Source organism: Peptoniphilus sp. BV3C26 (genome assembly GCF_000478985.1).
Classification (GTDB): Bacteria; Bacillota; Clostridia; order Tissierellales; family Peptoniphilaceae; genus Peptoniphilus_B; species Peptoniphilus_B koenoeneniae.
Map to the genome: position 1 here is coordinate 15,710 of NZ_AWXB01000057.1, position 26,033 is coordinate 41,742.

Annotated in this window: 24 protein-coding genes; 3 read left to right on the plus strand and 21 right to left on the minus strand. The window is 32.2% G+C overall.

All coding sequences use genetic code 11. The features are described 5' to 3' along the window. Nucleotides 1–44: 44 nt before the first annotated feature. The 7 genes from HMPREF1253_RS06195 to HMPREF1253_RS06225 all read right to left on the minus strand — a co-directional run bounded on the left by HMPREF1253_RS06195 (nucleotide 45) and on the right by HMPREF1253_RS06225 (nucleotide 6,768). Nucleotides 45–953, minus strand: a complete 909-nt coding sequence (locus HMPREF1253_RS06195; RefSeq protein ID WP_023055904.1) for a DMT family transporter — start codon at nucleotides 951–953, stop codon at nucleotides 45–47. A 198-nt stretch (nucleotides 954–1,151) separates the two neighbouring features. After that, complete coding sequence (locus tag HMPREF1253_RS06200) at nucleotides 1,152–3,158, minus strand: sodium-translocating pyrophosphatase (protein ID WP_023055948.1); 2,007 nt, start codon at nucleotides 3,156–3,158, stop codon at nucleotides 1,152–1,154. Nucleotides 3,159–3,181: 23 nt separating this feature from the next. Next, nucleotides 3,182–3,409, minus strand: coding sequence for a preprotein translocase subunit SecG (locus HMPREF1253_RS06205; RefSeq protein WP_023055914.1), 228 nt, complete (start codon nucleotides 3,407–3,409; stop codon nucleotides 3,182–3,184). 158 nt (nucleotides 3,410–3,567) lie between these two features. Next, nucleotides 3,568–4,758, minus strand: coding sequence for a threonine ammonia-lyase (gene ilvA, locus HMPREF1253_RS06210; RefSeq protein WP_023055940.1), 1,191 nt, complete (start codon nucleotides 4,756–4,758; stop codon nucleotides 3,568–3,570). Beyond that, a complete protein-coding gene (locus HMPREF1253_RS06215; protein WP_023055950.1) occupies nucleotides 4,759–4,986 on the minus strand; it encodes a DUF951 domain-containing protein in 228 nt (75 codons plus the stop codon). Nucleotides 4,987–4,996: 10 nt separating this feature from the next. Then, nucleotides 4,997–6,070, minus strand: a complete 1,074-nt coding sequence (locus tag HMPREF1253_RS06220; RefSeq protein WP_023055981.1) for a hypothetical protein — start codon at nucleotides 6,068–6,070, stop codon at nucleotides 4,997–4,999. A gap of 83 nt (nucleotides 6,071–6,153) precedes the next feature. Next, entirely contained in the window at nucleotides 6,154–6,768 is a 615-nt protein-coding gene (locus HMPREF1253_RS06225) for an S-layer homology domain-containing protein (protein WP_023055954.1), read from the minus strand. A 174-nt stretch (nucleotides 6,769–6,942) separates the two neighbouring features. On the opposite strand from HMPREF1253_RS06225, the gene pgeF reads away from it, so the two are divergent. Continuing rightward, nucleotides 6,943–7,674, plus strand: coding sequence for a peptidoglycan editing factor PgeF (gene pgeF / locus HMPREF1253_RS06230; RefSeq protein ID WP_023055907.1), 732 nt, complete (start codon nucleotides 6,943–6,945; stop codon nucleotides 7,672–7,674). 75 nt (nucleotides 7,675–7,749) lie between these two features. Here pgeF and HMPREF1253_RS06235 read toward each other — a convergent pair whose 3' ends face one another. Beyond that, nucleotides 7,750–9,054, minus strand: a complete 1,305-nt coding sequence (locus HMPREF1253_RS06235; protein WP_023055964.1) for a S1C family serine protease — start codon at nucleotides 9,052–9,054, stop codon at nucleotides 7,750–7,752. 258 nt (nucleotides 9,055–9,312) lie between these two features. Here HMPREF1253_RS06235 and HMPREF1253_RS06240 point away from each other — a divergent pair, with 258 nt between their 5' ends. Both HMPREF1253_RS06240 and HMPREF1253_RS06245 read left to right on the plus strand, forming a co-directional pair. Then, the gene (locus HMPREF1253_RS06240) at nucleotides 9,313–10,602 is read left to right on the plus strand and encodes an MBOAT family protein (RefSeq protein WP_238318891.1); all 1,290 of its coding nucleotides are present in this window, start codon (nucleotides 9,313–9,315) and stop codon (nucleotides 10,600–10,602) included. Nucleotides 10,603–10,615: 13 nt separating this feature from the next. Next, on the plus strand, nucleotides 10,616–11,560 hold the full coding sequence (locus HMPREF1253_RS06245) for a hypothetical protein (RefSeq protein ID WP_023055890.1): 945 nt from the start codon (nucleotides 10,616–10,618) through the stop codon (nucleotides 11,558–11,560). 13 nt (nucleotides 11,561–11,573) lie between these two features. Here the strand turns inward: HMPREF1253_RS06245 and HMPREF1253_RS06250 are convergent, their stop codons facing one another. The 13 genes from HMPREF1253_RS06250 to HMPREF1253_RS06310 all read right to left on the minus strand — a co-directional run bounded on the left by HMPREF1253_RS06250 (nucleotide 11,574) and on the right by HMPREF1253_RS06310 (nucleotide 26,030). Continuing rightward, nucleotides 11,574–12,302: a TIGR03915 family putative DNA repair protein gene (locus HMPREF1253_RS06250; protein ID WP_023055933.1), complete on the minus strand. Its 729-nt coding sequence runs from the start codon at nucleotides 12,300–12,302 to the stop codon at nucleotides 11,574–11,576. Nucleotide 12,303: 1 nt separating this feature from the next. Beyond that, nucleotides 12,304–13,533, minus strand: coding sequence for a putative DNA modification/repair radical SAM protein (locus HMPREF1253_RS06255; protein ID WP_023055955.1), 1,230 nt, complete (start codon nucleotides 13,531–13,533; stop codon nucleotides 12,304–12,306). A gap of 129 nt (nucleotides 13,534–13,662) precedes the next feature. Further along, nucleotides 13,663–15,018 carry a PFL family protein gene (locus HMPREF1253_RS06260; protein ID WP_023055934.1) on the minus strand — a complete coding sequence of 452 codons (1,356 nt, stop codon included), beginning with the start codon at nucleotides 15,016–15,018 and terminating at the stop codon, nucleotides 13,663–13,665. 7 nt (nucleotides 15,019–15,025) lie between these two features. Next, nucleotides 15,026–15,295, minus strand: a complete 270-nt coding sequence (locus HMPREF1253_RS06265) for an ACT domain-containing protein (RefSeq protein WP_023055918.1) — start codon at nucleotides 15,293–15,295, stop codon at nucleotides 15,026–15,028. A 47-nt stretch (nucleotides 15,296–15,342) separates the two neighbouring features. Beyond that, nucleotides 15,343–16,476: a homoserine dehydrogenase gene (locus HMPREF1253_RS06270; RefSeq protein WP_023055956.1), complete on the minus strand. Its 1,134-nt coding sequence runs from the start codon at nucleotides 16,474–16,476 to the stop codon at nucleotides 15,343–15,345. 80 nt (nucleotides 16,477–16,556) lie between these two features. Next, the gene (gene yihA, locus HMPREF1253_RS06275; protein WP_023055971.1) at nucleotides 16,557–17,174 is read right to left on the minus strand and encodes a ribosome biogenesis GTP-binding protein YihA/YsxC; all 618 of its coding nucleotides are present in this window, start codon (nucleotides 17,172–17,174) and stop codon (nucleotides 16,557–16,559) included. Further along, a complete protein-coding gene (gene lon, locus HMPREF1253_RS06280; protein ID WP_023055930.1) occupies nucleotides 17,171–19,474 on the minus strand; it encodes an endopeptidase La in 2,304 nt (767 codons plus the stop codon). The genes yihA and lon overlap by 4 nt, the downstream gene beginning before the upstream one ends. Before the next feature lie 38 nt (nucleotides 19,475–19,512). Then, complete coding sequence (gene clpX / locus HMPREF1253_RS06285) at nucleotides 19,513–20,757, minus strand: ATP-dependent Clp protease ATP-binding subunit ClpX (protein WP_023055931.1); 1,245 nt, start codon at nucleotides 20,755–20,757, stop codon at nucleotides 19,513–19,515. A 7-nt stretch (nucleotides 20,758–20,764) separates the two neighbouring features. Further along, a complete protein-coding gene (gene clpP, locus HMPREF1253_RS06290) occupies nucleotides 20,765–21,349 on the minus strand; it encodes an ATP-dependent Clp endopeptidase proteolytic subunit ClpP (RefSeq protein ID WP_023055968.1) in 585 nt (194 codons plus the stop codon). Between the two features lie 54 nt (nucleotides 21,350–21,403). Then, nucleotides 21,404–22,822: a trigger factor gene (tig, locus tag HMPREF1253_RS06295; RefSeq protein ID WP_023055972.1), complete on the minus strand. Its 1,419-nt coding sequence runs from the start codon at nucleotides 22,820–22,822 to the stop codon at nucleotides 21,404–21,406. Between the two features lie 53 nt (nucleotides 22,823–22,875). Beyond that, entirely contained in the window at nucleotides 22,876–23,088 is a 213-nt protein-coding gene (locus tag HMPREF1253_RS06300) for a YdbC family protein (RefSeq protein WP_023055987.1), read from the minus strand. Between the two features lie 32 nt (nucleotides 23,089–23,120). After that, nucleotides 23,121–24,872, minus strand: a complete 1,752-nt coding sequence (locus tag HMPREF1253_RS06305; RefSeq protein ID WP_023055949.1) for a proline--tRNA ligase — start codon at nucleotides 24,870–24,872, stop codon at nucleotides 23,121–23,123. A gap of 153 nt (nucleotides 24,873–25,025) precedes the next feature. After that, nucleotides 25,026–26,030 carry a LacI family DNA-binding transcriptional regulator gene (locus tag HMPREF1253_RS06310; RefSeq protein WP_023055908.1) on the minus strand — a complete coding sequence of 335 codons (1,005 nt, stop codon included), beginning with the start codon at nucleotides 26,028–26,030 and terminating at the stop codon, nucleotides 25,026–25,028. Between the last annotated feature and the right edge of the window lie 3 nt (nucleotides 26,031–26,033).

Sequence of the window (26,033 nt, forward strand, 5' to 3'; positions counted from 1 at the left end):
TTTTTAGCAAAAAAATACGCTGAGACTTTTAGTCTCGGCGTTTTTTATTCTCTGATTTTTTTATTAAAAGGATTTTTTAAATTTTCACTTGGAATCTGAGCAAGAATGGTTGCTATAAATACAATTAAACAGCCTAACATTTCTCTTGCTGTCATACTTTCTTTTAATAGTATAGCCGCAGCAAGAGCTGCTATTATACTTTCAAGAGAGAGTATAAGGGACCCTATTGTAGCATCTATATCTCTTAAAGCAATTATTGAAAGAGTATAGGCAAGGCCGCTGGAAAGAAGCCCCGTATAAAAAATTGAGGTTTTTGCAGCCAAAATTCCAGACATATTTATGTCTTCTATAAAAAATGCAATTATTCCCGATATTATTCCAAAAACAAAAAATTGTGAGCAACTTAATATTATTCCGTCACATTTTGATGAATAAGTGTCTATAAAAATAATATGAAGAGCAAAACCCACTGCACTTAAAAGTATTAAGAAATCTCCTCTTTCTATGGTAAAATCTTTTTTTATTGAAATGAAATATAGACCGATTATTGCAAGAATTACACATATTACAACTTTTTTATCCGGCTTTTTGCCCATTAAAAAATAAAAGATAGGTAAGAATGCAATATAGAGGGTTGTTAAAAATCCTGATTTCCCAGCATCTGTAAAAACCATACCTGCCTGTTGTAAATTTTGAGCAAAACTAAGGAGAATACCTAAAATCACTCCTGCTTTTACTGAAAATTTTTTGTCTATATAATGGGATCTGTCTATTAATTTTTTAGGTCTTATTAAAATAATTATTATAAGTGAAAAACCTGCCAATAAACCTCTTGCCATATTATAATTAAAAGGACCTACATGATCCATGGCTGTAGATTGAAATACAAAAGCGGTTCCCCAAATAAGTGCAACTAATAATAACATTAATGCTGCTCTAATCTCTTTTTTCATAAATTCTCCACTATAAAATGTTTTTAAAAAATTTTTCTTTCGCGCTATAAAGTATGATACCAAATAAATAGATTTGCAACAATATTTTTATAGTATTTATTTTTTTATGTTTTATTAAAATTAAGAAAATTTTTAAGTTTATAAAATATAAAAAAGAGTACTTTTTAAAGTACTCTTTAATCTAAACTTATAATTGAATTATAGGAACATTCCTCCAAATTGCACAAATAGTGGTGCAAATACAAGAGAAACAACTGTTATAAGTTTAATAAGAATATTAAGTGAAGGTCCTGATGTGTCCTTAAAAGGATCTCCTACAGTATCGCCTGTTACGGCAGCCTTGTGAGCATCTGAACCCTTTCCACCATGTTTTCCTGATTCAATATATTTCTTAGCATTATCCCAAGCTCCGCCGGCATTAGCCATAAATATAGCCATTAAAACTCCTGTTACAAGAGCTCCTGCTTGAAGTCCACCCAAAGCTTCTGGTCCAAGTAGTAATCCTACAATAATAGGAACTATTACTGCAATAAGACCTGGAACTATCATTTCACGAAGAGCTGCGGTTGTAGAAATATCTACACACTTAGCATATTCAGGTGTTGCTTTTCCTTCCATGATTCCTGGAATTTCTCTAAATTGTCTTCTTACTTCGTCTATCATAGATGATGCCGCATTACCAACAGCACTCATTGTCAAAGCTGAGAATGCAAAAGGAAGCATTCCACCTACAAAAGTTGCTGCAATAACAGCTGGCTTAGAAATATCTATTCCATCAAGGCCTGTTGCATTAATGTATGATACAAAAAGTGCAAGAGCTGTAAGAGCTGCAGAACCTATGGCAAATCCTTTACCTATAGCTGCTGTTGTGTTTCCTACAGAGTCAAGAGAGTCTGTAATTTCACGAACATCTTCAGGAAGTTCGCACATTTCTGCAATACCTCCTGCATTATCTGCAATTGGTCCATAAGCATCAACGGCAATAGTCATACCTGCAGTTGAAAGCATACCAACTGCTGCAAGAGCTATACCATAAAGTCCCTTAATGGCACTTTCTGCTCCACCTGCTCCAAGATAAGCTGCAATTATACCTAAAGCTACAATTATAATAGGTCCAACTGTTGACATCATACCTACAGAAAGTCCAGCAATAATATTTGTTGCGTGACCTGTATTTGATTCTTCAGCAATTCTTTGAACTGGTTTATAGTTATCTGCTGTGTAATATTCAGTGAATTTAGAAATTATAAGTCCTACTAAAATACCTACAATAACAGGTATAAAGGGTTGAAAACTTCCAAAAGTATATTTTGATAAAAATGCAGATGCCACAATAGTTACAACAGCTGCAATATAAGTTCCCATGTTAAGAGCTTTTTGAGGATTTTTATCTCCCTTAACAAAGAATGCCGCAAGAATACAAGCAACAATACCTATTGCAGCAATGGCAATACCATATTGTACTCCGGCATCTTCGTAAGCTACAAGACCAAGGGTTATAACTGAAAGAAGAGCACCTACATAAGATTCAAATAAGTCTGCTCCCATTCCAGCAACGTCACCTACGTTATCTCCTACGTTATCTGCAATAACTGCAGGGTTTCTTGGGTCGTCTTCAGGAATTCCCGCTTCAACTTTACCTACAAGGTCAGCTCCAACATCGGCAGCCTTAGTGTAAATTCCTCCTCCAACTCTTGCAAAAAGAGCAATTGAAGAAGCACCAAGAGAAAATCCTGTTACAATTGCAGGATCTTTTCCTGAATAAATATAAGCAAGACTTATTCCTATAATACCAAGCCCTACAACACACATACCCATTACAGCACCGCCGGAAAAAGCAATATCAAGAGCCCTTCCCATTCCACTTTTCCATGCTGCATTACTTGTTCTTACATTGGCCTTTGTAGCTACATTCATTCCAATGTAACCTGCAAGAACTGAGAATATAGCTCCAACTAAAAAACAAATTGCTATTTTTATATCATGTAGACCAAAACATAAAACTAATGATAATACCACTACAAATATAATTAGAACTTTGTATTCCCTCTTTAAAAAAGCCATAGCGCCATCGTGAATATGTCCGGAAATTTCACGCATTCTATCATTTCCAACATCTTGTTTTGCAATAAAATTAGCCTTTAAAAAGGCATATGCCAGTGCAATAAGTCCAACGATGGGAGCTATAATTAAAATATTTTCCATAACTCCTCCTTAATATAAAAACTCTATTGAATTGCCAATAGAATTAATAACGATAAAACGAAAATTATAGCGGAAATAGTAACTATTTTATTTAATTTTTCCTTTTTACTTGCTCCAGTGTGTTCTCCCCAAAGAGATTCAACACTTCCGTCAAGTGTTCCAAGTCCCGCTTGTTCTGATTCCATTGATGTTACTGTAACAATAAGCACAATGGATGTAACAGCTATTATAACTGATAATATAGCTTGCATTTTAACCTCCTATTAATGTATTTATCTATAACGTATAAATTTTAACACAAGCTAAGTTTTATTTCAAACTTATAGAGATTATAAATTGAAAAAAATCTGAAAAGTTAGTGAAATTAAAAAGAGCTTAAATTAATAAGCCCTTTTTAATTAATTAAATTTTATTTTTTTTCAAAAGAATATCCGTGTTTTCTTAAATCTTCTTCAATTTGTCTTTGTTGTTCTTCATCCTTAGTAGAAACCACTACATTAACTTTCATCGCATCAATAGCATCTGCATGAGTATCAGGTGCTTGTCTTATTTGATTGATGTTTGCTTTATTTTCTTCAAACAATCTTGTAAGTTTACTTAATTCACCTGGTTGATCATTTAATATAACCTTGTATTCAGCAGATCTTTTAGTTTTAAATAAGCCCTTGTTTATTACTTTTGCAATTCTTGTTACATCAATATTTCCACCTGAAAGTAGACAACAAACTTTTTTACCTTCATGTTCAAATTTGTTGTACATTAAAGCTGCAACAGGAGTTGCACCTGCTCCTTCAGTAACTATCTTATCCTTTTCAAGAAGAGTAAGTATAGCAGAAGAAATTTCATTTTCATCAACAAGTACAATTTCATCTACATATTTTTCAACTAAACCAAAAGTAATTTCTCCGGGAACCTTTACAGAAATACCATCGGCAATAGTTGAACCGCCTTTAACTCCTGTTATCTTTCCTGCTTTTTTAGATTCATACATAGAAGGAACTGCCTTTGTTTGAACTCCTATTACCTTGCAAGAAGGTCTGAGGGATTTAACTGCAAGAGCAACTCCACTTATAAGTCCTCCGCCACCAATAGGAACAACTACAATATCACAATCCGGAAGATCTTCAAGTATTTCAAGACCTATTGTGCCTTGACCTGCTATAACTTCTTCATCATTAAAAGGCGCAATAAAAGTATAACCCTTTTCTTTAACTAACTCTTGAGCTTTTGCTGCTGCATCATCAAAAGTTTCCGGAACAAGTAAAACTTCAGCTCCGTAATTTTTTGTTGCTTCAACTTTTGAAATAGGTGCGTGTAAAGGCATACATATAATAGATTTTATACCTCTTTCAGTAGCTGACTTTGCAACTCCTTGAGCATGGTTTCCAGCTGAACATGCTATAACTCCCTTAGAAGCTTCTTCAGGTGTCAAAGTTGCAATTTTATTATAAGCTCCTCTTAATTTAAATGAGCCTGTGTCTTGTAAGACTTCAACTTTTAAATAAACATCTTCCCCTAAATTTGCGGCTTTTACAAGGGGTGTTTTTTTAATATGACCCTTTAACCTTTCTTTAGCATCATAAATTTTTTGAACTTCCATTTAATCCTCCTCGGGTCTTTTGTGGTGAATTATACTTACAAATTTTTCATCCTCTAAAATTTTTCTGACCCTTTTTTCAAATTCCATACGACTTAACCAAATCATCCTGTCACAACCTAAGCATTTCAGTTTGATGTCGGCGCCGGTTCTTAAAATCTCCCAACGATTTTCGCCACATGGATGTCCTTTTTTTAAAATAACAATATCGCCAAGTTCATAATAAAGCATAATAAACTCCTTATTCACCTTCCGAGAGATCTCTCATTTTATTATTGTCTGAGCTTCTTGATTGAATAATCTTATAAATATTCAATTTCCCATCTTTAAGTGCGGCAACAGTTACACCGCCTATCTCAATTTTTTCAATTCCTGAACCGAGTCTTGTGTAAAATTCAGATTTTTTACCTATCTCTCCTCCTAAATCGGATTCGCCTATAGTATAAATTGAACCTCCCACATCAGCAAGACCCGTTACATTTGCTGCAATAATAAACTTTGCTCCTTCTTCAAGCCTCATGTTATATTTTGAAAGAATTCCACTGTGCAAAAGATAAATACAAGAATCTTTGTAAAGGACATCACTAATATTGGGTATCTCTTTATGTAGTGTTTTTTCTCCATTTAAAATATAAATGTTTTTATCAGTTACCATTATAACTTTTCCTGACATTACCTTTACATCCAAGGCAACTTCCCCTACATAGTCAATTCTCTTTGAAAATTTTCCCTTACCTGATAATGTTGTCTTATATCCTCTGTCATAAGGATTTATTTCTGCAACAACATAGTTTTTTAAATCATTAAAATCCATGGCAACTATAAAATTCTGAGTTTTATAGATTTCGCTTAAAGAATCTCCCTTTAAAAGGCTTAAAACTTCTCTGCCATTATCCTTCATGTGAACAATGGTGTTTTGCCCCTGAGTAATTATGTTGTAAACATCATAAGGAGCCATTGAAGTACCTAAAAATTCTCCATTTTCAGAATATCTATAAATTTTTTTAAGATCGGAATCATATAGATAGCATGAATTAGTTCCCCAAAAAACTTTTAAATTTTCAGAACTCTTGTCAATCTTTTTTTCCATTTCACCATCTTTGCTGGCAACATAAAGATAATTTAAATCCCAAATCATAAGAGATGAGCCTGTAAGATGAAAATCCTTTACGTCGCTTACAAAACCAGGGGTCTTTATTTTAATTAAAGTCTTGTTGCCATTTAAGTTATTTCTGTTGAAAATTAAAAATAAAAGCAGAAAAAAAGCAATCCCGCCAAGAAGAAAATTTTTTTTGTGTTTTAAGAAATAGTCCATAAATTCCTCCGCATTTATTATATCAAACTATAGAAATTTTTCCAAAATTTTTAACCAAAAAAAGAGTACCCCAAGAGCACTCTTTATTGGTAAAGATTTTTATCTCCAAATTTGATTTTACTGTCCGGCACTGTTCTTTCACCGGGAAGACCTGCCTTGTCAATAAGACTTGTTAAAATTCTTGAAATCTCTGCTCTTAAAACAGAACCCCTGGGTCTGAAAGTATTGTCAGGGTAACCTCCAACAGCCCCCAACTTTACAAGAGCACCTATATAGGCAATTTCTTCAGAAGACAAATTTTCCAAATCTTTAAAATTCAAAGCTTCCTTTGCATCCAGTTTCAACTTATACATATAACCTAAGATTTCTACAACTTCCATCCTGCTGATGGGCTTTGAAGGATTTAGATTTCCTGTAGTAGGAACTAAATAACCTGCCTTAACAGCTTTTCCAACTTCCTTATAAAACCAATCATCAGGTTTAACATCACTGAAAAAAACAGGGTAGACTTTTTTTAAATTTGCCATATTGTTAATAACGGCATAAAATTCAGCCCTTGAAATTTCCGCATCAGGTTTAAATAAATCACCTTCATAGCCGGAAATAAAACCCATGTCCGAAAGCTTATCAATATAATCACTGGCCCAGTGATTTCTCGTATCGGAAAAAGACCTTGCAGAAACACTTACAAATAACATACAAATTGAAATGAACAGTGTCAGGTATTTTTTTAACCTTCTCATATCCTCACCACTTCCAATTTATACTTACATTATATCAGTTATTTTTCCTACTAATTTTAAGATTGTATTACATATTATTTTTTCTTGTAATACTAGTGAAATATTGGGTAATATTAGAGAGGTGATATTATGAAAAGTTTATTATTAAAAGAAATTTACAATAGAATTTACTTAAAACCCTATGATTTCAGATATGCAAAAGTGGGAGATAAGGTCAAAAATTATATAGAAGAAAATTTAAAAAAGGATAATGTTGAACCAAAGGAGATTTATTCCTCTTATCAATGTCATTCCACTAATATAAGTATCGTTGAAAGGGATAAGGCTGAGAATTTTATATATGGAAAAATTTTTCTTAACAGTGATGGAATGATTACAAGTTCAAAAAATGTTGGTCTTTTTATAAAATTTGCAGACTGCACTCCCCTTGTCCTTTACGAAAGAGAAAATCATATCTTGGGTATTGTCCACTCCGGTTGGAGGGGCACTTCAAAAAAAATTGGAGAAAGCTTAATTGAAAAAATCTTAGAATTAGGTGGAAAAAGAGAAAATATCCTTGCCTATATAGGTCCTTCAATAGATTCAAAAAATTATGAAGTTGGTAAGGACGTCTATGATGCCTTTGATTCTTTTAATACTTATAAAAATTTTAAAAAGTCAGATATTTTTATTTCAAAGGACAATAAAAATGAAAAGTTTTTACTTAACATGAAAAAGGCAAATAAGATAATTTTAGAAAATAATGGAATAAAAAATATTGAAGTATCCAAAGAAATTACCTTTGACAATATTAATTTACACTCTGCCCGAAGAGATGGGAAAAATTATGGACTTAATGGGATGATGGTGATGATGAGATAAAAAAACCTCAAAAAAATTATAAACTTGTACAAAAAAAATGTAGTACTTTATTTTGTAAGTCTACATTTTTTTATTTTACCTTCCGAAAAATTCTTTGAAAAATTCATACAACCTTTGTCTTTCTCTATCATCCATTTGGGAATCACCTTGGTTGTTAGGATTTTTTTCTACATTTTCTTCAGTCTTTGACACTTTATAATCTGTAAAAGTTATTTCAAGGGTCATTTCTTTTTTGTCCCTTAAAATATCAAGTTTAACCTTATCTCCCGGTTTATATTTGTAAAGATCCGCCCTTAAAGTGTTGACGCTGTCCAAATCTTTTCCGTCCATTCTTAATAAGACATCACCTTTTTCAAGTCCTGCCAGCTTTGCAGGAGAATTGTCCAAAACATCTCCAACATAAAGACCCTTATGGGATTTTATATTCGTTCCAAGCATTCTGTTTGCATCTTCAACTGGAACTGATGATGCTCCTAGGGCAACTGCCTTATAATCTCCTGTCTTAATTACACTTTCTATAATAGGTTTTATAGAATTTATAGGAATTGCAAAGCCCATTCCCTCAGCGGAAGAAACTTTTACTGTATTAATTCCTATTACCTGTCCTCTGTCATTTATAAGGGGTCCTCCAGAATTTCCACCATTAATAGAAGCATCCGTTTGAATTAAACCTACCATAAAGCCTCCACCATCAACTTGACCTATATATCTGTTAAGGCCTGAAATTATTCCCTTACTCATAGATCTTTGAAAGGCCATGTCAAGAGGATTTCCTATGGCAATTGCAGTTTGTCCAACTTTTAAAGTATCAGAATCTCCAAAACTTGCCCCTTCCAATTTTTTATCGCTTTTAATTTTTACAAGGGCTATATCTATAAAACTGTCTGACCATACAACTTTTCCTTCGGTGCTGGTACCGTCATTTAAAAATACATTTACTTTTTTGGCAGCCTTTCCTCCCAAAGAAACCACGTGAGAATTTGTCAAAATATATCCATCCTCTGAATAAATTACTCCCGAACCTGTTCCCCTCACTGCTTGTGTTCCAAAAGGAGTCATTTGATAACCCTCAGTTGTAATACCTACAACTGAAGGGACTACTTTTTCAAAAACATAAGTGGCAGAATTTTCCCCTGAGCTTGTTTGTATATTTACATTTTGACTTTGAAAGTCCCTTTCTTTATTCGCCTCTGTGGAAACAGCCATTTGAAATCTTTCTCCTAAAAGTCCATAAGTAATGGCGCTTCCTAAAAGACCTCCTATAAGAGAAAAGATAAGGGCTAAAAATAAAATCCCCTTTCCTCCTCTTTTTTTATTTTTTCTTCTGTCGAAATTTTCATTTTCGTAATAATTTTTTATTTCTTCATTTCTTTCATCCATTTTTCTACCTCCTCTTTAACTATACCCATTTTAGCCTATCTAAATGAATGCAAAATGAATTAGCTTTATTTATAAATTTTACTCGTTTATAATAATAGTGGAGTTGATTTAATGCTTTTTAATTCTGTAAACTACTTAATATTTTTTCCCATAATAGTAATTATTTATTTTTCCCTGAATGATAAATTCAAAAAAATATTTTTATTGGGAGCAAGCTTTTTTTTCTATTCATCATGGAATTTTAAATATTCCCTTTTAATGATTTTAAGTATTGTCGTAACTTTTTTTACGGGAATCTATATAGAAAAAGCTAAAAGTCAAAAAGAAAAAAAGTTCTTTATTTTTTTATGCTTTTTTATAAATTTAGGCATACTTTTTTTATTTAAATATTTTTCCTTTAGCTTAGGATTTTTAAATAGACTTCTAGGACTTTTAAATTTACACTTAAACTTTAAGGGTCTTAACTTTCTTTTACCTGTTGGCATATCTTTTTATACCTTCCAAGCTCTGGGCTACACAATTGATGTATATAGAAAAGAAATAGGGGCAGAAAAAAATTTCATTAATTATGCTCTTTTTGTTTCATTTTTTCCTCAACTTGTTGCAGGCCCCATAGAGAGGTCAAAAAATCTCCTGCCTCAAATTAAAACCCTTGGCAAGAGAAAATATGAAAATCTTTCAAAAGGCTTTTTATATATTTTGTGGGGAATATTTTTAAAACTGGTAATTGCAGATAGAGCTGCAATTTTTGTAAATCAAGTTTATGCAGACTATAAATATCTTTCATGGCTCTTCTTATTTATAGGAGCTGTCCTTTTTAGTTTTCAAATTTATTGCGACTTTTACTCTTATTCCATAATAGCAAAGGGATCGGCAAAGATATTGGGTTACGATTTAATGGATAATTTTAAAGAACCCTACCTTTCAAAATCTATAGGAGAATTTTGGAAAAGATGGCATATTTCCCTTTCAACTTGGTTTAAAGATTATCTCTATATACCTCTTGGCGGAAATAGGGTAAATAAATTCAGAACTTATATAAATGTCCTTATAGTTTTTTTAACAAGCGGCCTTTGGCATGGAGCCAACTATACATTTATAATCTGGGGTCTTATCCATGGAATTTTTAACATTCTCGAAAATATTACAAAAAAATATTTTGTAATATTCAAAAATAATTTACTCTATATAAGTTTAAGAAGGATGATGACCTTTTTAGTTGCAACCTTTGCCTTTATATTTTTTAGAGCCAACCATTTAACCATGGCAACTACCTATATTTCAAAGATATTTTTTCTTGAAGGAGATCCCCTTAAAGACAAAATAAACTTTTCCTTAGGCAATGTTTATGTATTGACATTTGCAATCTTTGTTTTATTCTTAGTTGATATAATAAAGTACAGAGGAATAAATATAAGCGAGAAAATAGAAAGTAAAAACTTTTTATTTAGAATAGTCATCTATATACTTTTAATTGTCTTTTCTCTTATTTTCGGAGTTTACGGTCCTGGTTACAGTGAAAGTCAATTTATTTATTTTCAATTTTAGATGTGATTTAATTATGAAAAATTTAAAAAGAATATTAAAAATAGGAATCTTTATTTTGATTCTCTCAACAATAATAAGTCAACTGAATACAATTTTTATTAGAAAATCCTTAGAAAAACCTTGGGATATGGGCAATAAAATAGCCGGATATTTTAATGAAAAAGAAAAATATGACCTCATGTTTTTCGGCACAAGTCATGCCTATTGCAGTTTTTATCCGGAAATACTTAAAAAACATGGAATAAATTCTTATGTTTTAGCAAGTCAAAAGCAACCTATCCAAGCAAGCTACTACTATATAAAAAAAGCCCTGAAAATATCAGAGCCTAAAAAAATTTATTTTGACATTTGTGATTTAATTACAAAAAACCAATTGGATGATGGAACGATTCACTCCTATACGGACTACTTTCCCCTAAGCTTTGATAAACTTGCAATGATAAAAAATTCCCTTCCAAAAGATAAGTGGGCAGAAAATATTTTTCCCCTTTTTAAATATCACTCCCGTTGGGAGGAAATAGCTGAAGAGGATTTGAAGTTTAAATGGAAAGACTTCCACGATGACTTAAAGGGCTATGTAATGCTTCAAGGTCAAAGTAAAAATTTTATGAAAAATCCTAAAGTAAGCCTTGATAATATGAAAATTATAGAAGCCGCAAAAGATAAGACCTTTAAAGAAGAAAACTATATTTGGGCAAAAAAAATATACGACCTTTGTAAAAAAAATAAGCTAGCCCTATATTTTATAAAAACACCCCTATTTAATTTTGAGCCTTATAAAGAAAATATAGATGCTGCTTTTTCTTACATTAAGGATTTTGGCGGAAATGTTATAGATCTATCAAAGGATAAAGAAAAAATCGGATTAACAAAGGAAGATTTTTACGATCCCTCCCACTTAAATAGGGATGGAGCAGAAAAATTTACACAGCACTTTTATGAAAATTATTTAAAATAAAAGATTAGGTAAACTATAATCTTTTATTTTTTTCCGGCAAATATTTCCAATATTTTTTGGGCATATTAGAAATCATAAGTCCTATATTTTTTCTCTCCTCAATGGCAACAGAATCATAAAAATTAACCCAAGCGGACCTGAAAAACTTTTCATTTTCACTATCTATAGGACTTAAAGACTCAACATCTAAAATTTTAAGCCTGCCCCTTTGACAAAAAGCGGCTTTTTTTCTTTTATCATCACAAATAATAAAATCTTCCTTAGGCATTCTTTTTAAAAAATGCCTTGCCAAAAAAATTAAAATATCATTTTGAGGAGAAAACTCAGCCAATAAAAAATTATCCTGAATCTCCCTAAATCTTAAAAGCCCCTTATAAGAATGAAGTTCCCGGGAAAAATTCTTTAAAATTCCTCTGTAAGCCACTGCGTACTCATGAGCAGAACTTAAAAAATTAATACCATATCTGTAAATATTCTTTATACAAACCCCTATAATATATTCCTTTTTTATATGGTCCGACAAAAAAATCTTAAAAAAATCCCCCAAAATATCCTTAGAAAAATTTTTTATCAAGCTATTTTTAACCCTATTTGCCTTTTCTAAATCCCTCTTTACATATAGGCTATCAAAAAAACCCACTTGATCATTTTCCTTTTCTATCTCTATATCTTCAATAAACTTATAAGAATCAAATATTAAAGTTAAAAGACCATCAAAAGTCCCATCATAAATATATTTCATATCACCACATCTTCAACTGCTCACAGGCATAAGGATCTTTAGCTGACATAATATCCTTTAAAGCCTCCTTTGTAGAAACATTTATTCCCCTGTAAACTCCCCTTACAGTTATAAAATTTTTGCAATTCTTAGTTGAAATTTTTAAGCTTTTTAAATCATCATAATTTAAAGCCGCAAACCTTCTGGCATTTATTATCCTAAGAGCATAGGTCCTTCCAATGCCTGGAACACGCATAAGCTCTTCAAAACTTGCCCTATTAATCTCAAGAGGAAACTTTTCAATATTTTCTATAGCCCAATTCATTTTAGGATCCAACCTTAAATCAAAATAAGGATTTTTTTTATTTAAAATTTCATCAGCCTTAAAACCGTAAAACCTTAAAAGCCAATCCGCCTGATAAATTCTATGCTCCCTTAACATGGAAGTCTCAGAAATTCCCTCTGTAAAACTTGACTTAACAACAGGAATGTAGCGAGAATAATAAACCCTCTTCATATTAAAATTTTTGTAAAGACTCTGAGCTTGATTAATAATAGTCAAATCATCCTCACGACTTGCCCCCACAATCATTTGGGTAGTTTGACCAGCAGGCAGAAACTTAGGAGCCTTTCTAAAAATCTTTCTTTCCTCAACATTTTCAATCAAAGTATCTTTTATATTTCCCATAGGCTTAAAAATCTGGCCGTAAGACTTTTGAGGAGCCAAAAGACTCAAAGACCTCTCCGTAGGAAGTTCAATATTAATACTCATCCTGTCCACCAAATTTCCAAGTTTATGAATAAGATCATGAGAAGCCCCAGGAATAGCCTTCATGTGAATATAGCCATTGAAATTGTACTTGTTCCTTAAAAGCTCAGCAACCTCAATAAGACTTTCCATGGTTTTATCAGGACTCTTAAAAATCCCAGAAGATAAAAAAAGGCCCTCAATATAATTTCTTTTATAAAAATTTATAGTTAAATCAGCCACTTCCCTTGGAGTAAACTCCGCCCTAATAACATCATTGTCCCTTCTATTTATGCAATAATTGCAGTTGTAAATGCACTTATTGGTCAAAAGAATCTTTAAAAGAGAAATGCACCTGCCGTCCTCGCTCCAAGAATGGCATATACCAGAAAAACTTGCATCCCCCAAACCATTTTTATTTTTTCTATTAGACCCGCTGGAAGAACAACTCACATCATACTTAGCAGCATCAGTTAAAATTTTAATTTTTTCTTGAATATCCATTTAACCACCTGAAAAAATTATACCACCATACAATATTTTTGTAAACGTATGTTCTTTTAAATCTTGATAAGTTTTAACATATAAAAAACCTACATACCATTGATGTAGGTTTTTTTCTATTTATTTTTTTTAATTTTTAAAGGAATGGATTGGGGCGGGGATTCTTCCTCCTCTGTTAGCAAATTCACTGCTATCTCCTTTTCCCATGTCCATTATTGGTGCATAGCCTAAGAGGCCTCCGAATTCTGCGTATTGTCCTGCTTTTTTTCCTATTACTGGTATTACTCTTACGGCTGTTGTTTTATTATTTATTACTCCTATGGCTGCTTCGTCTGCTATTATTGCTGATATTGTTGATGGGCTGGTATCGCCTGGGATTGCTATCATATCTAAGCCTACAGAACATACTGCTGTCATGGCTTCTAATTTGTCAATGGATAGGGATCCTGTTTTCACTCCGTTTATCATGCCTTCGTCTTCTGATACTGGTATGAAGGCTCCGCTTAATCCACCTACGTTGGTGCTTGCCATGATGCCTCCTTTTTTTACCGCGTCATTTAAGAGGGCGAGTGCTGCCGTGGTGCCATGGTAGCCTACGTTTTTTATTCCCATTTCTTCTAATATTCTTGCTACTGAGTCCCCTATTTCTGCTGTGGGTGCCAGGGATAGGTCTATTATTCCAAATGGAAGGTCTAATTCTTTTGAAACTTCTCTTCCGACTAATTCTCCCATTCTGGTGATTTTAAAGGCTGTTTTTTGTATTGTTTCGGCTAAGGTTTCAAAAGGCTTGCCTTTTACTTTTTCAAGGGCTGCTTTTACAACTCCTGGTCCGCTTACTCCTACGCTTATTACACAGTCTTCCATGCCTATTCCGTGAAAGGCTCCTGCCATGAAGGGGTTGTCTTCTACTGCGTTGGCAAATACTACAAGTTTTGCGCAACCTATGGAGTCTTTATCTTTTGTAAGTTCTGCGGTTTTTACTATGGTTTGTCCCAATGTTTTTACTGCGTCCATGTTTATGCCGGCTTTTGATGAGCCTACGTTTATGGATGAACACACTATATCTGTTTGGCTCAAGGCTTCTGGTATGGAGTCTATTAAAATTTTATCTCCCTTGTTAAAACCTTTGTGGACTAGGGCTGAAAATCCTCCTATAAAGTCCACTCCCAGGTCTTTTCCCACTTTGTCTAAGACTTGAGCAAATTTTAAATAGGATTTTTCTTTGGTTGCTCCTCCTAAAAGTGCAATTGGGGTTACGGAAATTCTATTGTTAATTATTGGTATTGAATAGGTCTTGCTTACAAGATCTGTTGTTTTTATTAAATTTTTTGCTTTTGAATAGATTTTATCGTAAATTTTTTGGCAGGCTCTGTCCATGTCTTCGTCTATGCAGTCAAGAAGAGATATGCCCATTGTTACTGTCCTTATGTCCAAGTTTTCTTGGTCGAACATTCTTATAGTTTCCAGTATTTTTTTTTCGTCCATGGTCCACCTATATCTGATACATTGCATCAAAGATGTCTTCTCTTTGAATTCTTATATCCATCTTCAATTCTTTTGCCATTTGGTTTGTTTTGTCTACAAGTTCTGTAAATTTTTCTCCCAAGTTGCTTATGTCCACTATCATAATCATGGTGAAATATTTGTCCACTATGGTTTGGTTTATGTCTACTATGTTCAAATTATAGTCTGCTAAAAGTTTTGAAACTTTTGCTACTATTCCCACTTTGTCGTAGCCTATTATTGTTATTACTGCTCTCATTTTTTCCTCCTCTTAAATGTATCTTGCTAAAAAATAATCTTCTATTTTTAATCTTTCCAACTCTTCAATGAGTTTTTTCTTATAAGTTTTTTCGTTTTTATAAAGATATATCCATTTTCCATATCTATCTTGTCTGCAAGTTCTAAGTCTATTTTACACGAACCAGGCACTCTTAAATAGTAAATTCCTTGAAAGTTTTCATTTTTATTTTCAAGTGCTCCTGTATCCAGTGTATAATTTTCTTGTCCAAGGCTTAAAAGATCTTGCAAAACTGCATTTGCTGTTGGGAACATTCCTGCTCCCTTTCCTTTAATACTTAATTCTTCAAAATATTTGCCGTATATTTTTACTAAGTTTTTTGCATCTTCCAAATTATAGAAATCATTTTTTTCGTCTATTAAACATGGCTCTAAAATGGCAACATAGGAATTTTCCCTAAATTCGCTATAGGCAATATGGCGAATTTTTAAATTTTTTGCTTTTGCTCTTTCTATGTCCTCTTTTTTTATTTTTTCTATGCCAAAAATTTCTATGTCTTCCTCTTTTACCAGAGATTTACTTAAACTTATTAGTAATACTAGTTTTCTTCCACCGTCAAATCCCAAAACGTCATCTGATGGATCTTTTTCTGCATAGCCTAAGTCCTGTGCATTTTTTAAACTTTGGGAATAATCTAAGTTTTTTTCCGTCATCCTGTCTAAGATATAGTTACCTGTTCCGTTTAAAACTCCTTCTATTTTTGTAATTTCATTTATTTTTTTTAAGCTTCTTAATTCTCTTAGTATGGGGATGGCTCCTCCTACTGCTCCTTCAAATAAAAATGAAACTTTATTTTTTTCTGCCAGGTTTATATATTCTTCTAAGTGTTTTGCTACTAGAGCTTTATTTGTACTTATTATATTTTTTCCCATACTTAAGGCTTTTTTTATGTAGGTGTGGCCTTCTTCCATAGCTCCTGTTACTTCTACTATTGTGTCTATTTCTTTGTCGCCTAAAATTTCTTCATAGTCATAGGTGAAAACATTTTTTATTTCTTCTTGGGGTTTTTTATTTTCTTTTAAAAGAACTTTTTTTACTATGATTTTTTCTTCTGTGTTTTCAGAGTTTTCAAATTTTTCTTTTATTATTTTGTAAACTCCTTTTCCCACTGTTCCATAGCCTAATATTGCAATTTTTCTCATATTTTTTCCTTTTTATTTTTACATTTTCTATATAATATCATAATTTTGATTTTTATTTATAAAAAAAGAAGACTTATTTTTTATAAGTCTTCTTTTTCATTTTCATTTTTATAAAAATCTACTATGTCTGTGAAAATGTCCCACATTTCATCTACTGCTTCTTTATTTTGAGATGAAAAGGCGATTATATTATCCCTGTTTTTTATTTCAAGTTTTTTTCCTATTATGCTTATTTGTTTATGAAATTGACCCTTTGAAATTTTATCGGATTTTGTTGCTATTACAATTCCCGTATAGCCGCAGGAAAGAATGTAATCGTACATTTCTTTATCTTGTTTTGTAGGTTCGTGGCGAATGTCCACAAGTAAAATTACTTCCAACAAATTTTTTCTGTTATCAAGGTAGGTATTTATTACATGGGCCCATGAATTTTTTTCTGCCTTTGATACTTTTGCGTAACCGTAGCCTGGAAGGTCTACAAGTCTTAAAAGATCGTCTGCCCTGTAAAAATTTACCGTTCTTGTTTTTCCCGGTGTGGATGATGTCCTTGCAAGATTTTTTCTTCCCAGCATTGCATTTATAAAAGATGATTTTCCTACATTACTTCTTCCAGCAAAGGCAAGCTCCGGCAAATCTTCTGGTGGATATTGGGATACTTTTACAGCTACTTTTTCAAGATCTGATTTTTTTATAATCATATTTCCTCCAAGGCAAGTTCTATAACCTGATCCATTGATGAAAGAGGAACTATTTCTAAAAGATCTTTTACCTTATCGTCTATTTCTTTTAAATCTCTTTCGTTATCTTTTGGTATTAAGACTTTTTTTATTCCCATTCTTTGGGCTGCTAAAAGTTTTTCTTTCAAGCCTCCTATGGGTAAAATTCTTCCCCTTAAAGTTATTTCTCCTGTCATTGCCACATCTCTTTTTACTGGCCTTAATGTTAAAGCTGATATTATTGATGTTGCTATGGTAATTCCTGCGGACGGCCCGTCTTTTGGGACTGCTCCTTCAGGAACGTGAATATGAATATCCATTTCAGATCTGAAATTTTCATTCACATTGAATTTTTTTGTGTTTGCTCCTATATAAGAGATTGCAGCTTGTGCCGATTCTTTCATGACATTTCCCAGGGAGCCAGTTAAAATAATTTGTCCCTTTCCTGGCATAACTGCAGTTTCTATTGTTAAAGTTACTCCACCTATACTTGTCCACGCCAGTCCATTTACAGTTCCTATTTGATTTTTTTTGTCCAAGAGGTCAAATAAAAATTTCTTTTCTCCTAAATATTCAGGCAAATTAGTTTTTGTTACTGATATTTTTTCTTCTTCCCCTTCTACTATTTTAAGGGCTGCCCTTCTTGCTACTTTTGATATTTCTTTTTCAAGACTTCTTACGCCAGCTTCTCTTGTATAATAATTTATTATTTCTTTTATGGCACCGTCAGATAGGGCAAAATTCTTTTTATTTAAGCCATTTTCTTTTATTTGTCTTGGTAAAAGATATTTTTTCCCAATGTTAAATTTTTCATCAGGTGTATAGCCTTCAAGGTTTATTATTTCCATTCTGTCAAGAAGAGGTGATGGTATTGTAGATGTGGTATTTGCCGTTGTTATGAAAAATACTTCGCTTAAATCAAAGGGAAGCTCCATAAAGTGGTCGGTAAAAGTTTTATTTTGAGAAGGGTCTAATACTTCAAGAAGTCCCGATGCAGGATCTCCCCTATAATTATTTCCAACCTTATCTATTTCATCCATTAAGAAGACTGGATTTTTTTCCTTGGCCTGTTTCATTAAACTTATTACTCTTCCAGGAAGAGCACCTACATAAGTCCTTCTATGGCCTCTTATTTCTGCTTCATCAGTTACTCCACCAAGGCTCATTCTTACAAATTTTTTATTGAGGGCGTGAGCTATAGATGATGCAATAGAAGTCTTTCCTACTCCCGGCGGACCTACTAAACAAAGTATCGGTCCTTTTGTGTCTTTTGAAAGTTTTCTAACTGCAATAAATTCAAGAATTCTTTCTTTTACACTTTTTAAGCCGTAGTGTTCTTTATTTAATATTTGTCTTGCTTTTTTTAAGTCAATATTTTCTTCCTTTGAGTCTTCCCAGGGCAAGTCTAAAATCCAATCAAGATAATTTAAAATTACTCCATATTCAGGAGATTGGGAATTCATTTGAGAAAGTTTTTCTACTTCATTAAGACCTTTTTCCAAGATTTCTTTAGGCAATTTTTTATTTTTTAATTTTTTTTCGTAACTTAAAGGCTCTTCTTCTTCTCCAAGTTCTTTTTTTATAACTTCCAGTTGTTCTTTTAAATAGTAATCTCTTTGAACTTTATCCATTTGAGATTTTACTTGAGAATCTATTTTTCTTTCAATTCTTAAAAGTTCTATTTCTTTTTTTAATATTTCGTGAAATTTTTTAAGCCTTTGGTAAACATCTATTGTTTCAAGAATTTTTTGATAATCTTCAAGTTTTAAGTTTACATAGCCTGCTGCTGTATCTACTAAAGTTGAGGGAGTTGACTCGTCTACTATTGATTGAAAAAGTCCCGGTATCAATTTATTGTCAAGTTCACTGTAATTATTCAGATCTTCCTCTACAAGTCTTATAGCAGCTTCTACTTCTATGCTTTCTTCTTTTTGATCTTCTTCTTCGTATTCTGTAATTTCCGCTTCAAGATAATTGTCATGTTCAATTATTTTTTCAATTTTTCCCCTTTTTAATCCTTCAATCAAAATTCTAATTGTGCCGCCGGGGATTCTTAATATTTGTTTTACTGCGGCAACTGTTCCATATTTATATAAATCTTTTTCTTTAGGCTCAACTATTAATTCATTTTTTTGTGCCGTCAGAAAAATATTTGAATTGTTTAGTTCTGCTTGTTCTATTGAACCTATGGATTTATTTCTTCCACAGTCAAAATGGGTAACCATACCCGGGAATACTACAATTCCCCTTAATGGAATCATAGGTAAAATGTTTTTTTTCATAATATCACCATCTTAAAAAAAGGCTCACTTTAGTGGGCCTATTTTGAAGAATCTTTTAATTCTTTTTTCTCTTTTAATATAATCTCTACAGGTTCTTTTCCTTCTACAGCTTCTTTTGTAACTATTACTTGACTTATGTCTTCTCTACTGGGTATTTCAAACATTATATCAAGCATGGTTTTTTCTATTACACCCCTAAGCCCTCTGGCTCCCGATTTTCTTTTTATTGAAAGGTTTGCAATATATCTTAGGGCTTCTTTTGTGAAACTCAATTTTACATTATCAAGTCTTAATAGTTCTTGATATTGTTTTACAAGAGCATTTTTTGGAGCTTGTAAAATTTCAACAAGGGCATCTTCGTCAAGCTCTTCCAAGGTTACAGTAACAGGAAGTCTTCCTATTAATTCAGGTATAAGTCCAAACTTCATCAAATCTTCCGTTTGTAAGTTTTCTAAAATCTTTGAATCTCTTTCATCTTTTGATTTTATTTGACTTCCAAAACCTATGGAATTTTTTCCGATTCTTTGGGAAATAATTGAATCAATATTGTCAAAAGCTCCTCCAACTATAAAGAGGATGTTACTTGTGTCTATTTGGATAAATTCCTGACTTGGATGTTTTCTTCCCCCTTGGGGAGGAACATTTGCAAGAGTTCCTTCTATAATTTTTAATAGAGCTTGTTGAACTCCTTCTCCTGAAACGTCTCTTGTAATTGATACATTTTCAGATTTTCTTGCAATTTTATCTATTTCGTCAATATATACAATTCCTCTTTCAGCTGCTTCAATATCATAATCTGCCGCTTGAATTAATTTTAAAAGTATATTTTCAACATCTTCTCCTACATAGCCCGCTTCCGTTAAAGAAGTTGCATCTGCAATGGCAAAGGGGACATGAAGAATTTTAGCTAAAGTTTGTGCAAGAAGGGTCTTACCGCTTCCGGTGGGCCCTACTAACAAAATATTGCTCTTTTGAAGCTCAACTTCAGAACTTTTTTTGCTGTGCATAATTCTTTTATAGTGATTGTAAACAGCTACACTTAAAGTTCTTTTTGCAGCATCTTGCCTTATTACATAAGAATCTAATATATCTTTAATTTCTTTTGGTGTGGGAAGAGTAAAATCTTTTGAAACATCTTTTTTTAATTCTTCCTCTTCAAGAATATCTTGGCAAAGGTCTATACATTCATTGCAAATATAGACATTAGGTCCTGCAATAAGTCTTTTTACCTGATTTTGAGTTTTGCCACAAAAGGAACATCTTAGTATTTCATCATTAGACATTTTATATTTATTCTCTTTCCTTAATAACTTTATCTATTAAACCGTATTCTTTAGCTTCTTCAGCTGATAAGAAATGGTCTCTATCCGTATCTCTTTCAATTTTTTCTAAAGGTTGTCCTGTTTCTTGTGCCAAAATTTTATTGATACGTTCTCTAATTTCAATAATTTTTTCAGCGTGTATTAAAATATCTGACGCTTGTCCTTGTGCTCCTCCAAGAGGTTGATGAATCATTATTTCAGAGTTTGGAAGAGCAATTCTCTTTCCTTTTTTCCCTGCTGCCAGTAAAAAAGCTCCCATTGATGCAGCCATTCCAAGGCATATTGTTGAAACATCCGGTTTTATATAATTCATTGTGTCAAAGATTGCAAAACCTGCACTTACTGAACCTCCGGGGGAATTAATATAAATTTGAATGTCCTTTGTGGGATCTTCAGACTCTAAAAATAAAAGTTGAGCAACTACAAGATCCGCTGTAATGTCATTAATTTCTCCTGTTATGAAAATTATTCTGTCTTTTAAAAGTCTTGAATAAATATCATAAGATCTTTCTCCACGATTTGTCTGTTCAATAACAGTAGGTACTAATGCCATATTCCACCTCTTTCTTCACTTTCATAAGTGATAATATCTTTTTTCTTTTCTCTTTTATTTTTCAGAAGTTTCTTCTTTCTTAGTTTCTTTTTTAGTTTCTGATTTTTTTGTAGTCTTTTTAGCCTTTGGTTTTTCTTCTTTTATTTTTTCAGATTTTTTTTCTTCAGTTTCTTTTTTTTCTACAAATTTACATTCTTCTACTAATTTTTCAACAGCACGTCTTGCTAAAAGATCATTTTTAACAGCTTCTTTGTTGTGTTCAAGCATAATATGCTTCATTTCTTTTTTCTTTTCTTCGTCTTTGCTGAAATATGTTTCAAGAACTTGGTCCACTTCTTTTTCTATTTCTTCGTCACTTACTTCAAAACCTTCTTTTTTAACAATGGCATCAAGAGTAAGTCTTTCAATAACATTCTCTTTTGCTTGAGGTTTTAAATTTTCTTTAAAATCTTTTAAATTTGTTCCAAGCATTCCTAAATATTGATCAAGTTTTAAGCCTTGAGCCCCTAAGTTTTGATTGTAAGAGTTTACCATATTTTCAATTTCATCTTCAATCATTCCCTTTGGAACTTCAACTTGAACTTTTGATGCAAGAGTCTTTAAAGCACGAGCTTTTTTCTCAGCTTCTGTTCTTTCTTTAAATTCTTTTTCTCTTTTTTCTCTTAAATCTTTTTTGTATTCATCAACAGTATCAAAGTCTGAAATATCTTTTATAAATTCATCATCAACTTCAGGAAGTTCTTCAAGAGAAATTGAATTTAACTTTGTTTTGAAAGTTGCTTCTTTCCCTGCAAGTTCCTTTGCATGATAATCTTCTGGAAAACTTGCAACTACATCAAACTCATCCCCTATATTCTTTCCTATAATTTGATCTTCAAAACCTGGAATAAAAGTGTTGCTGCCAAGTTCAAGATCTTGATTTCCAGCTTTTCCGCCTTCAAATTCTACTCCGTCAATGCTTCCTGTAAAGTTGATGTTAACTTTATCTCCCTTTTGAGCTGGTCTGTTATCAACATTTACAATTCTTGCATTCATTCTTCTTTGATTTTCAAGGTCATTGTTTATAAGTTCATCAGTTACTTGATAGTTTACTTCTTCAACTTCCATTCCCTTATAATCAGGAAGTTCTATTTCAGGTTTTACATCAACACTTATGTGAGCAAGAAGGTCTTTTCCTTCTTCAACTTTATCAAAATCAACTTCAGGGCTATCTACTACTTCTAAGTTTAATTCCTTTACAGCTTCTTCATATTTTTTAGGAAGCAAATCATTTACAGCATCTTCAAGGAAAATTCCCTTTCCGTAAAATTGTTCGATTATTCTTAAAGGTGCATGACCCTTTCTAAAACCTGGAATTTGAATTGAAGATTTATTTTTCTTATATACTTCCAATTCTTGTTTTTTAAGTTCCTCTGCACTAATTTCAATATCAAAATATACTTTATTATTTTCTTTTTTGAGTATTTCAGTCATATTATCCTCCTTAACGTCTTAAATATTATAACATAGACAAATATTTTTAAAAATTATTTATTTAAAGCCTGAATTATTTTCCCAAGCTCTTCTTCTGTGAGGGTTACTCCCTTGCCCATAGACTTATGGTCCGGGCTCCATTCTCTTATATCATATTTAGCAGGTCTTCCATTGTAGCTTACAAGGTTTAATTCTTTTGTCCATCCCTTGTTGTTTTCTGATAGGACTACAATTTTTTCTTCAATGTTAAAAGTAAAATCAGCCATTTTGTTTCCTCCAAATTTATATAAACTTTAAATTATTGACCGTCTTTAACCATTTTTTCAAGGCTTACTGCCAAATCTCCTGTAAAGTTGTCAATAATAATATTGTTTATTTTTTCAACAGCTTCTTTTGCAGAAATCTCTAAATTTACTCCATCTCTTCTCTTTGAAAATTCCACTATGGAGTCTTTGGCTTTTTTACCTACTGTGATTCTTAAAGGTATTCCTATTAAATCTCTGTCTTTAAATTTAACTCCGGCTCTTTCATCTCTATCATCAAGAATAACTTCATAGCCTAAGTTTTCAACAGCTCCATAGATTTTTTCTCCAAGTTCCATTTGATCCTTATCCTTAGGATTTATAACAGTTACTATTACTTGATAAGGGGCAACTGAAAGAGGCCAAATAATTCCGTTTTCATCATGATATTGTTCAATTATAGCGGAGATACTTCTCGTAACTCCCACTCCATAAGAACCCATATAAAAGTTTTGGCTTTTTCCATTTTCATCAAGGTAGGTTACATTTAAAGCCTCAGAGTATTTTGTTCCAAGTTGGAAGATATTTCCAACTTCAATTCCTCTGGCAAACTCATATTTTTCATTTGTTCCAGGAATTATATCTCCTTCTTTAACCATTAAAAGGTCATCTGCTATTTGTCCTTGAAAATCTCTTTTGTAATTGGCATTTATATAGTGTTTGTCTTTTTCATTTGCTCCAACTACTAAATTGGCAATTTTTGTAACGCTTTTATCTATAATTACTTGACCTTTAAGATTTATAGGACCTGTAAATCCTGGGTAGGTTCCACATGATTTTATAGTTTCTTCATCCATTACTTCTATTTCATGTTCAGCAACATTTAAAAATTCAGAAAGTTTTTCAAAATTCAGTTCTCTATCCCCTGGGATAAATACGAAAACAGGTTTTCCACTTATTAAAAGGTCAATAGCCTTTAAGCACTTATTTTTTTCAACTTTTAATAGTTTTGAAACCATATCTATACTTGTTGTATCTTTTGTTTCAACCTTTTCCAAATCTTTAGGCTCTGAATCATCTGTGAAAGTATAATTAACAGGAGCTTTTTCATCTGAATAAGCAATTTGAGAAGTTTTTGAATATCCAATTCTACCTTCTCCCGTTTCTGAAAGAGCAATAAATTCATGAGATTTATTTCCTCCCATAGGACCGTTTTGACCTTCTACAACTTTATATTCCAGTTCCAGTCTGTCAAAAATTCTTTCATAGGCACGGTACATTATCATATAAGCTTTTTCCATGGATTCTTTATCCACATCAAAGCTGTAAGCATCTTTCATAATAAATTCACGAGCTCTATTTATGCCAAACCTTGGTCTTTTTTCATCTCTATATTTAGTTTGAATTTGATATAAATTTAAGGGAAGTTGCTTATAAGAATTAACCTCTCCTTTTATAAGTTCAGTAAAATATTCTTCTGCAGTAGGTCCAAGACAAAAATCTCTTCCATTTCTATCTTTAAGTTTAAACATTTCCGGTCCGTATTTTTCCCAGCGTCCTGACTCTTGCCAAATTTCTGCTGGTTGAACTGCAGACATTAAAATTTCTTGAGCCCCGGATTTGTCCATCTCTTCTCTTACAATCTGTTCAATTTTTCTAACAACTCTATATCCTAAAGGAAGATAGGTATAAATTCCGGATGTGGCTTTTCTAATCATACCACTTCTTAAAAGAAGTTTATGAGATTCAACTTCCGCATCTGAAGGTACTTCTCTAAGAGTTGGCATATATAATTTAGTTAACTTCATTTTTCCTCCATCTTAATGACAGTTATTGAACAGATAGGCTATCTGTTCATAATCATTGCTATTATATAATTACAAGTCCTGCCTTGCAAGGAATATTTAATTGAAGAAATATTATTTTGTAAAAAAATAAAAACCCTCAAAGGGTTTTTACTTTTAAAACTTTTTAACAGATTGTCCTTCAAGAATTCTTGCAGGAAGCATAACATTTTCGCTATCGCTTTCTCCTTTGATTTCTTTTAAAATAGACCTTATGGCAACAGCGCCTATATCATAGTAGGGAACTTTTACAGCAGTAAGTTTAGGCCTGTGAATTGTTGTAATGTAAGAGCCACCATAAGCTGTTACAGAAACATCTTTCGGCACATTTATGCCCCTGTCACTTAAATAGTTGGAAACATGAATTGCAATTTCATCTTGGCTGCAAATAAGAGCTGATAACTTTTCCTTTTTTATCTTTTCAACAATATTTTCTATTTCATTTTCAATATCATTTTCTTTGATTCCATTAAGCTCAATAATATTTTCCTTTAAAGAATTTTCTCCAAGGGCTTTTTTGTAACCTTCAACCTTATATTTTTCTTCAGTTCTGTCAAAATCTTTTCTAACAATTAAACAAGCAATGTTTTTATGGCCCTTTTCAATTAAATATTTAGTCATATCATAAGTTGCCTTTTTATTATTTATGCCAACGGAATAATGTTCATCAATATTATAAAATCTATTAAGAACAATGTAAGGTTTTTTAGATTCTTCTAACTTATATAAAAGTTTGTTATTTAAAGTATCTGAAATTACAATAATGCCTTCAACTTGTTTTTGAAGAAGAAGTTTTGCAAATTTAACCTCAATTTGTCCGTCACCATAGGAACTTGAAAGAATAATATCGTAATTATACATACGACCTATTTCTTCAACCCCTCTTAAAATTTGTGCAACATAATTTGAGCCTATATCGCTTACAATTACGCCAATTAAGTTTGATTTTTTAGTAACAAGACTTCTGGCAACTTCATTTGGCTTATAATCAAGAACTTCTATCGCATGAAGAACTCTTTTTTTAGCTTCGGGACTTACAGGCTTTGACTCATTTATAACTCTTGAAACTGTAGAAATCGAAACATCAGCCATCTTTGCAACATCTTTAATTGTAGACGCCATAAT

Bases quoted from the DNA above. Each gene is read 5' to 3' on its own strand.
- HMPREF1253_RS06195 (WP_023055904.1), bottom strand. From the start codon at position 953: ATGAAAAAAGAGATTAGAGCAGCATTAATGTTATTATTAGTTGCACTT.
- HMPREF1253_RS06200 (WP_023055948.1), bottom strand. From the start codon at position 3,158: ATGGAAAATATTTTAATTATAGCTCCCATCGTTGGACTTATTGCACTG.
- HMPREF1253_RS06205 (WP_023055914.1), bottom strand. From the start codon at position 3,409: ATGCAAGCTATATTATCAGTTATAATAGCTGTTACATCCATTGTGCTT.
- ilvA (WP_023055940.1), bottom strand. From the start codon at position 4,758: ATGGAAGTTCAAAAAATTTATGATGCTAAAGAAAGGTTAAAGGGTCAT.
- HMPREF1253_RS06215 (WP_023055950.1), bottom strand. From the start codon at position 4,986: ATGCTTTATTATGAACTTGGCGATATTGTTATTTTAAAAAAAGGACAT.
- HMPREF1253_RS06220 (WP_023055981.1), bottom strand. From the start codon at position 6,070: ATGGACTATTTCTTAAAACACAAAAAAAATTTTCTTCTTGGCGGGATT.
- HMPREF1253_RS06225 (WP_023055954.1), bottom strand. From the start codon at position 6,768: ATGTTATTTGTAAGTGTTTCTGCAAGGTCTTTTTCCGATACGAGAAAT.
- pgeF (WP_023055907.1), top strand. From the start codon at position 6,943: ATGAAAAGTTTATTATTAAAAGAAATTTACAATAGAATTTACTTAAAA.
- HMPREF1253_RS06235 (WP_023055964.1), bottom strand. From the start codon at position 9,054: ATGGATGAAAGAAATGAAGAAATAAAAAATTATTACGAAAATGAAAAT.
- HMPREF1253_RS06240 (WP_238318891.1), top strand. From the start codon at position 9,313: ATGATTTTAAGTATTGTCGTAACTTTTTTTACGGGAATCTATATAGAA.
- HMPREF1253_RS06245 (WP_023055890.1), top strand. From the start codon at position 10,616: ATGAAAAATTTAAAAAGAATATTAAAAATAGGAATCTTTATTTTGATT.
- HMPREF1253_RS06250 (WP_023055933.1), bottom strand. From the start codon at position 12,302: ATGAAATATATTTATGATGGGACTTTTGATGGTCTTTTAACTTTAATA.
- HMPREF1253_RS06255 (WP_023055955.1), bottom strand. From the start codon at position 13,533: ATGGATATTCAAGAAAAAATTAAAATTTTAACTGATGCTGCTAAGTAT.
- HMPREF1253_RS06260 (WP_023055934.1), bottom strand. From the start codon at position 15,018: ATGGACGAAAAAAAAATACTGGAAACTATAAGAATGTTCGACCAAGAA.
- HMPREF1253_RS06265 (WP_023055918.1), bottom strand. From the start codon at position 15,295: ATGAGAGCAGTAATAACAATAATAGGCTACGACAAAGTGGGAATAGTA.
- HMPREF1253_RS06270 (WP_023055956.1), bottom strand. From the start codon at position 16,476: ATGAGAAAAATTGCAATATTAGGCTATGGAACAGTGGGAAAAGGAGTT.
- yihA (WP_023055971.1), bottom strand. From the start codon at position 17,174: ATGATTATAAAAAAATCAGATCTTGAAAAAGTAGCTGTAAAAGTATCC.
- lon (WP_023055930.1), bottom strand. From the start codon at position 19,474: ATGAAAAAAAACATTTTACCTATGATTCCATTAAGGGGAATTGTAGTA.
- clpX (WP_023055931.1), bottom strand. From the start codon at position 20,757: ATGTCTAATGATGAAATACTAAGATGTTCCTTTTGTGGCAAAACTCAA.
- clpP (WP_023055968.1), bottom strand. From the start codon at position 21,349: ATGGCATTAGTACCTACTGTTATTGAACAGACAAATCGTGGAGAAAGA.
- tig (WP_023055972.1), bottom strand. From the start codon at position 22,822: ATGACTGAAATACTCAAAAAAGAAAATAATAAAGTATATTTTGATATT.
- HMPREF1253_RS06300 (WP_023055987.1), bottom strand. From the start codon at position 23,088: ATGGCTGATTTTACTTTTAACATTGAAGAAAAAATTGTAGTCCTATCA.
- HMPREF1253_RS06305 (WP_023055949.1), bottom strand. From the start codon at position 24,872: ATGAAGTTAACTAAATTATATATGCCAACTCTTAGAGAAGTACCTTCA.
- HMPREF1253_RS06310 (WP_023055908.1), bottom strand. From the start codon at position 26,030: ATGGCGTCTACAATTAAAGATGTTGCAAAGATGGCTGATGTTTCGATT.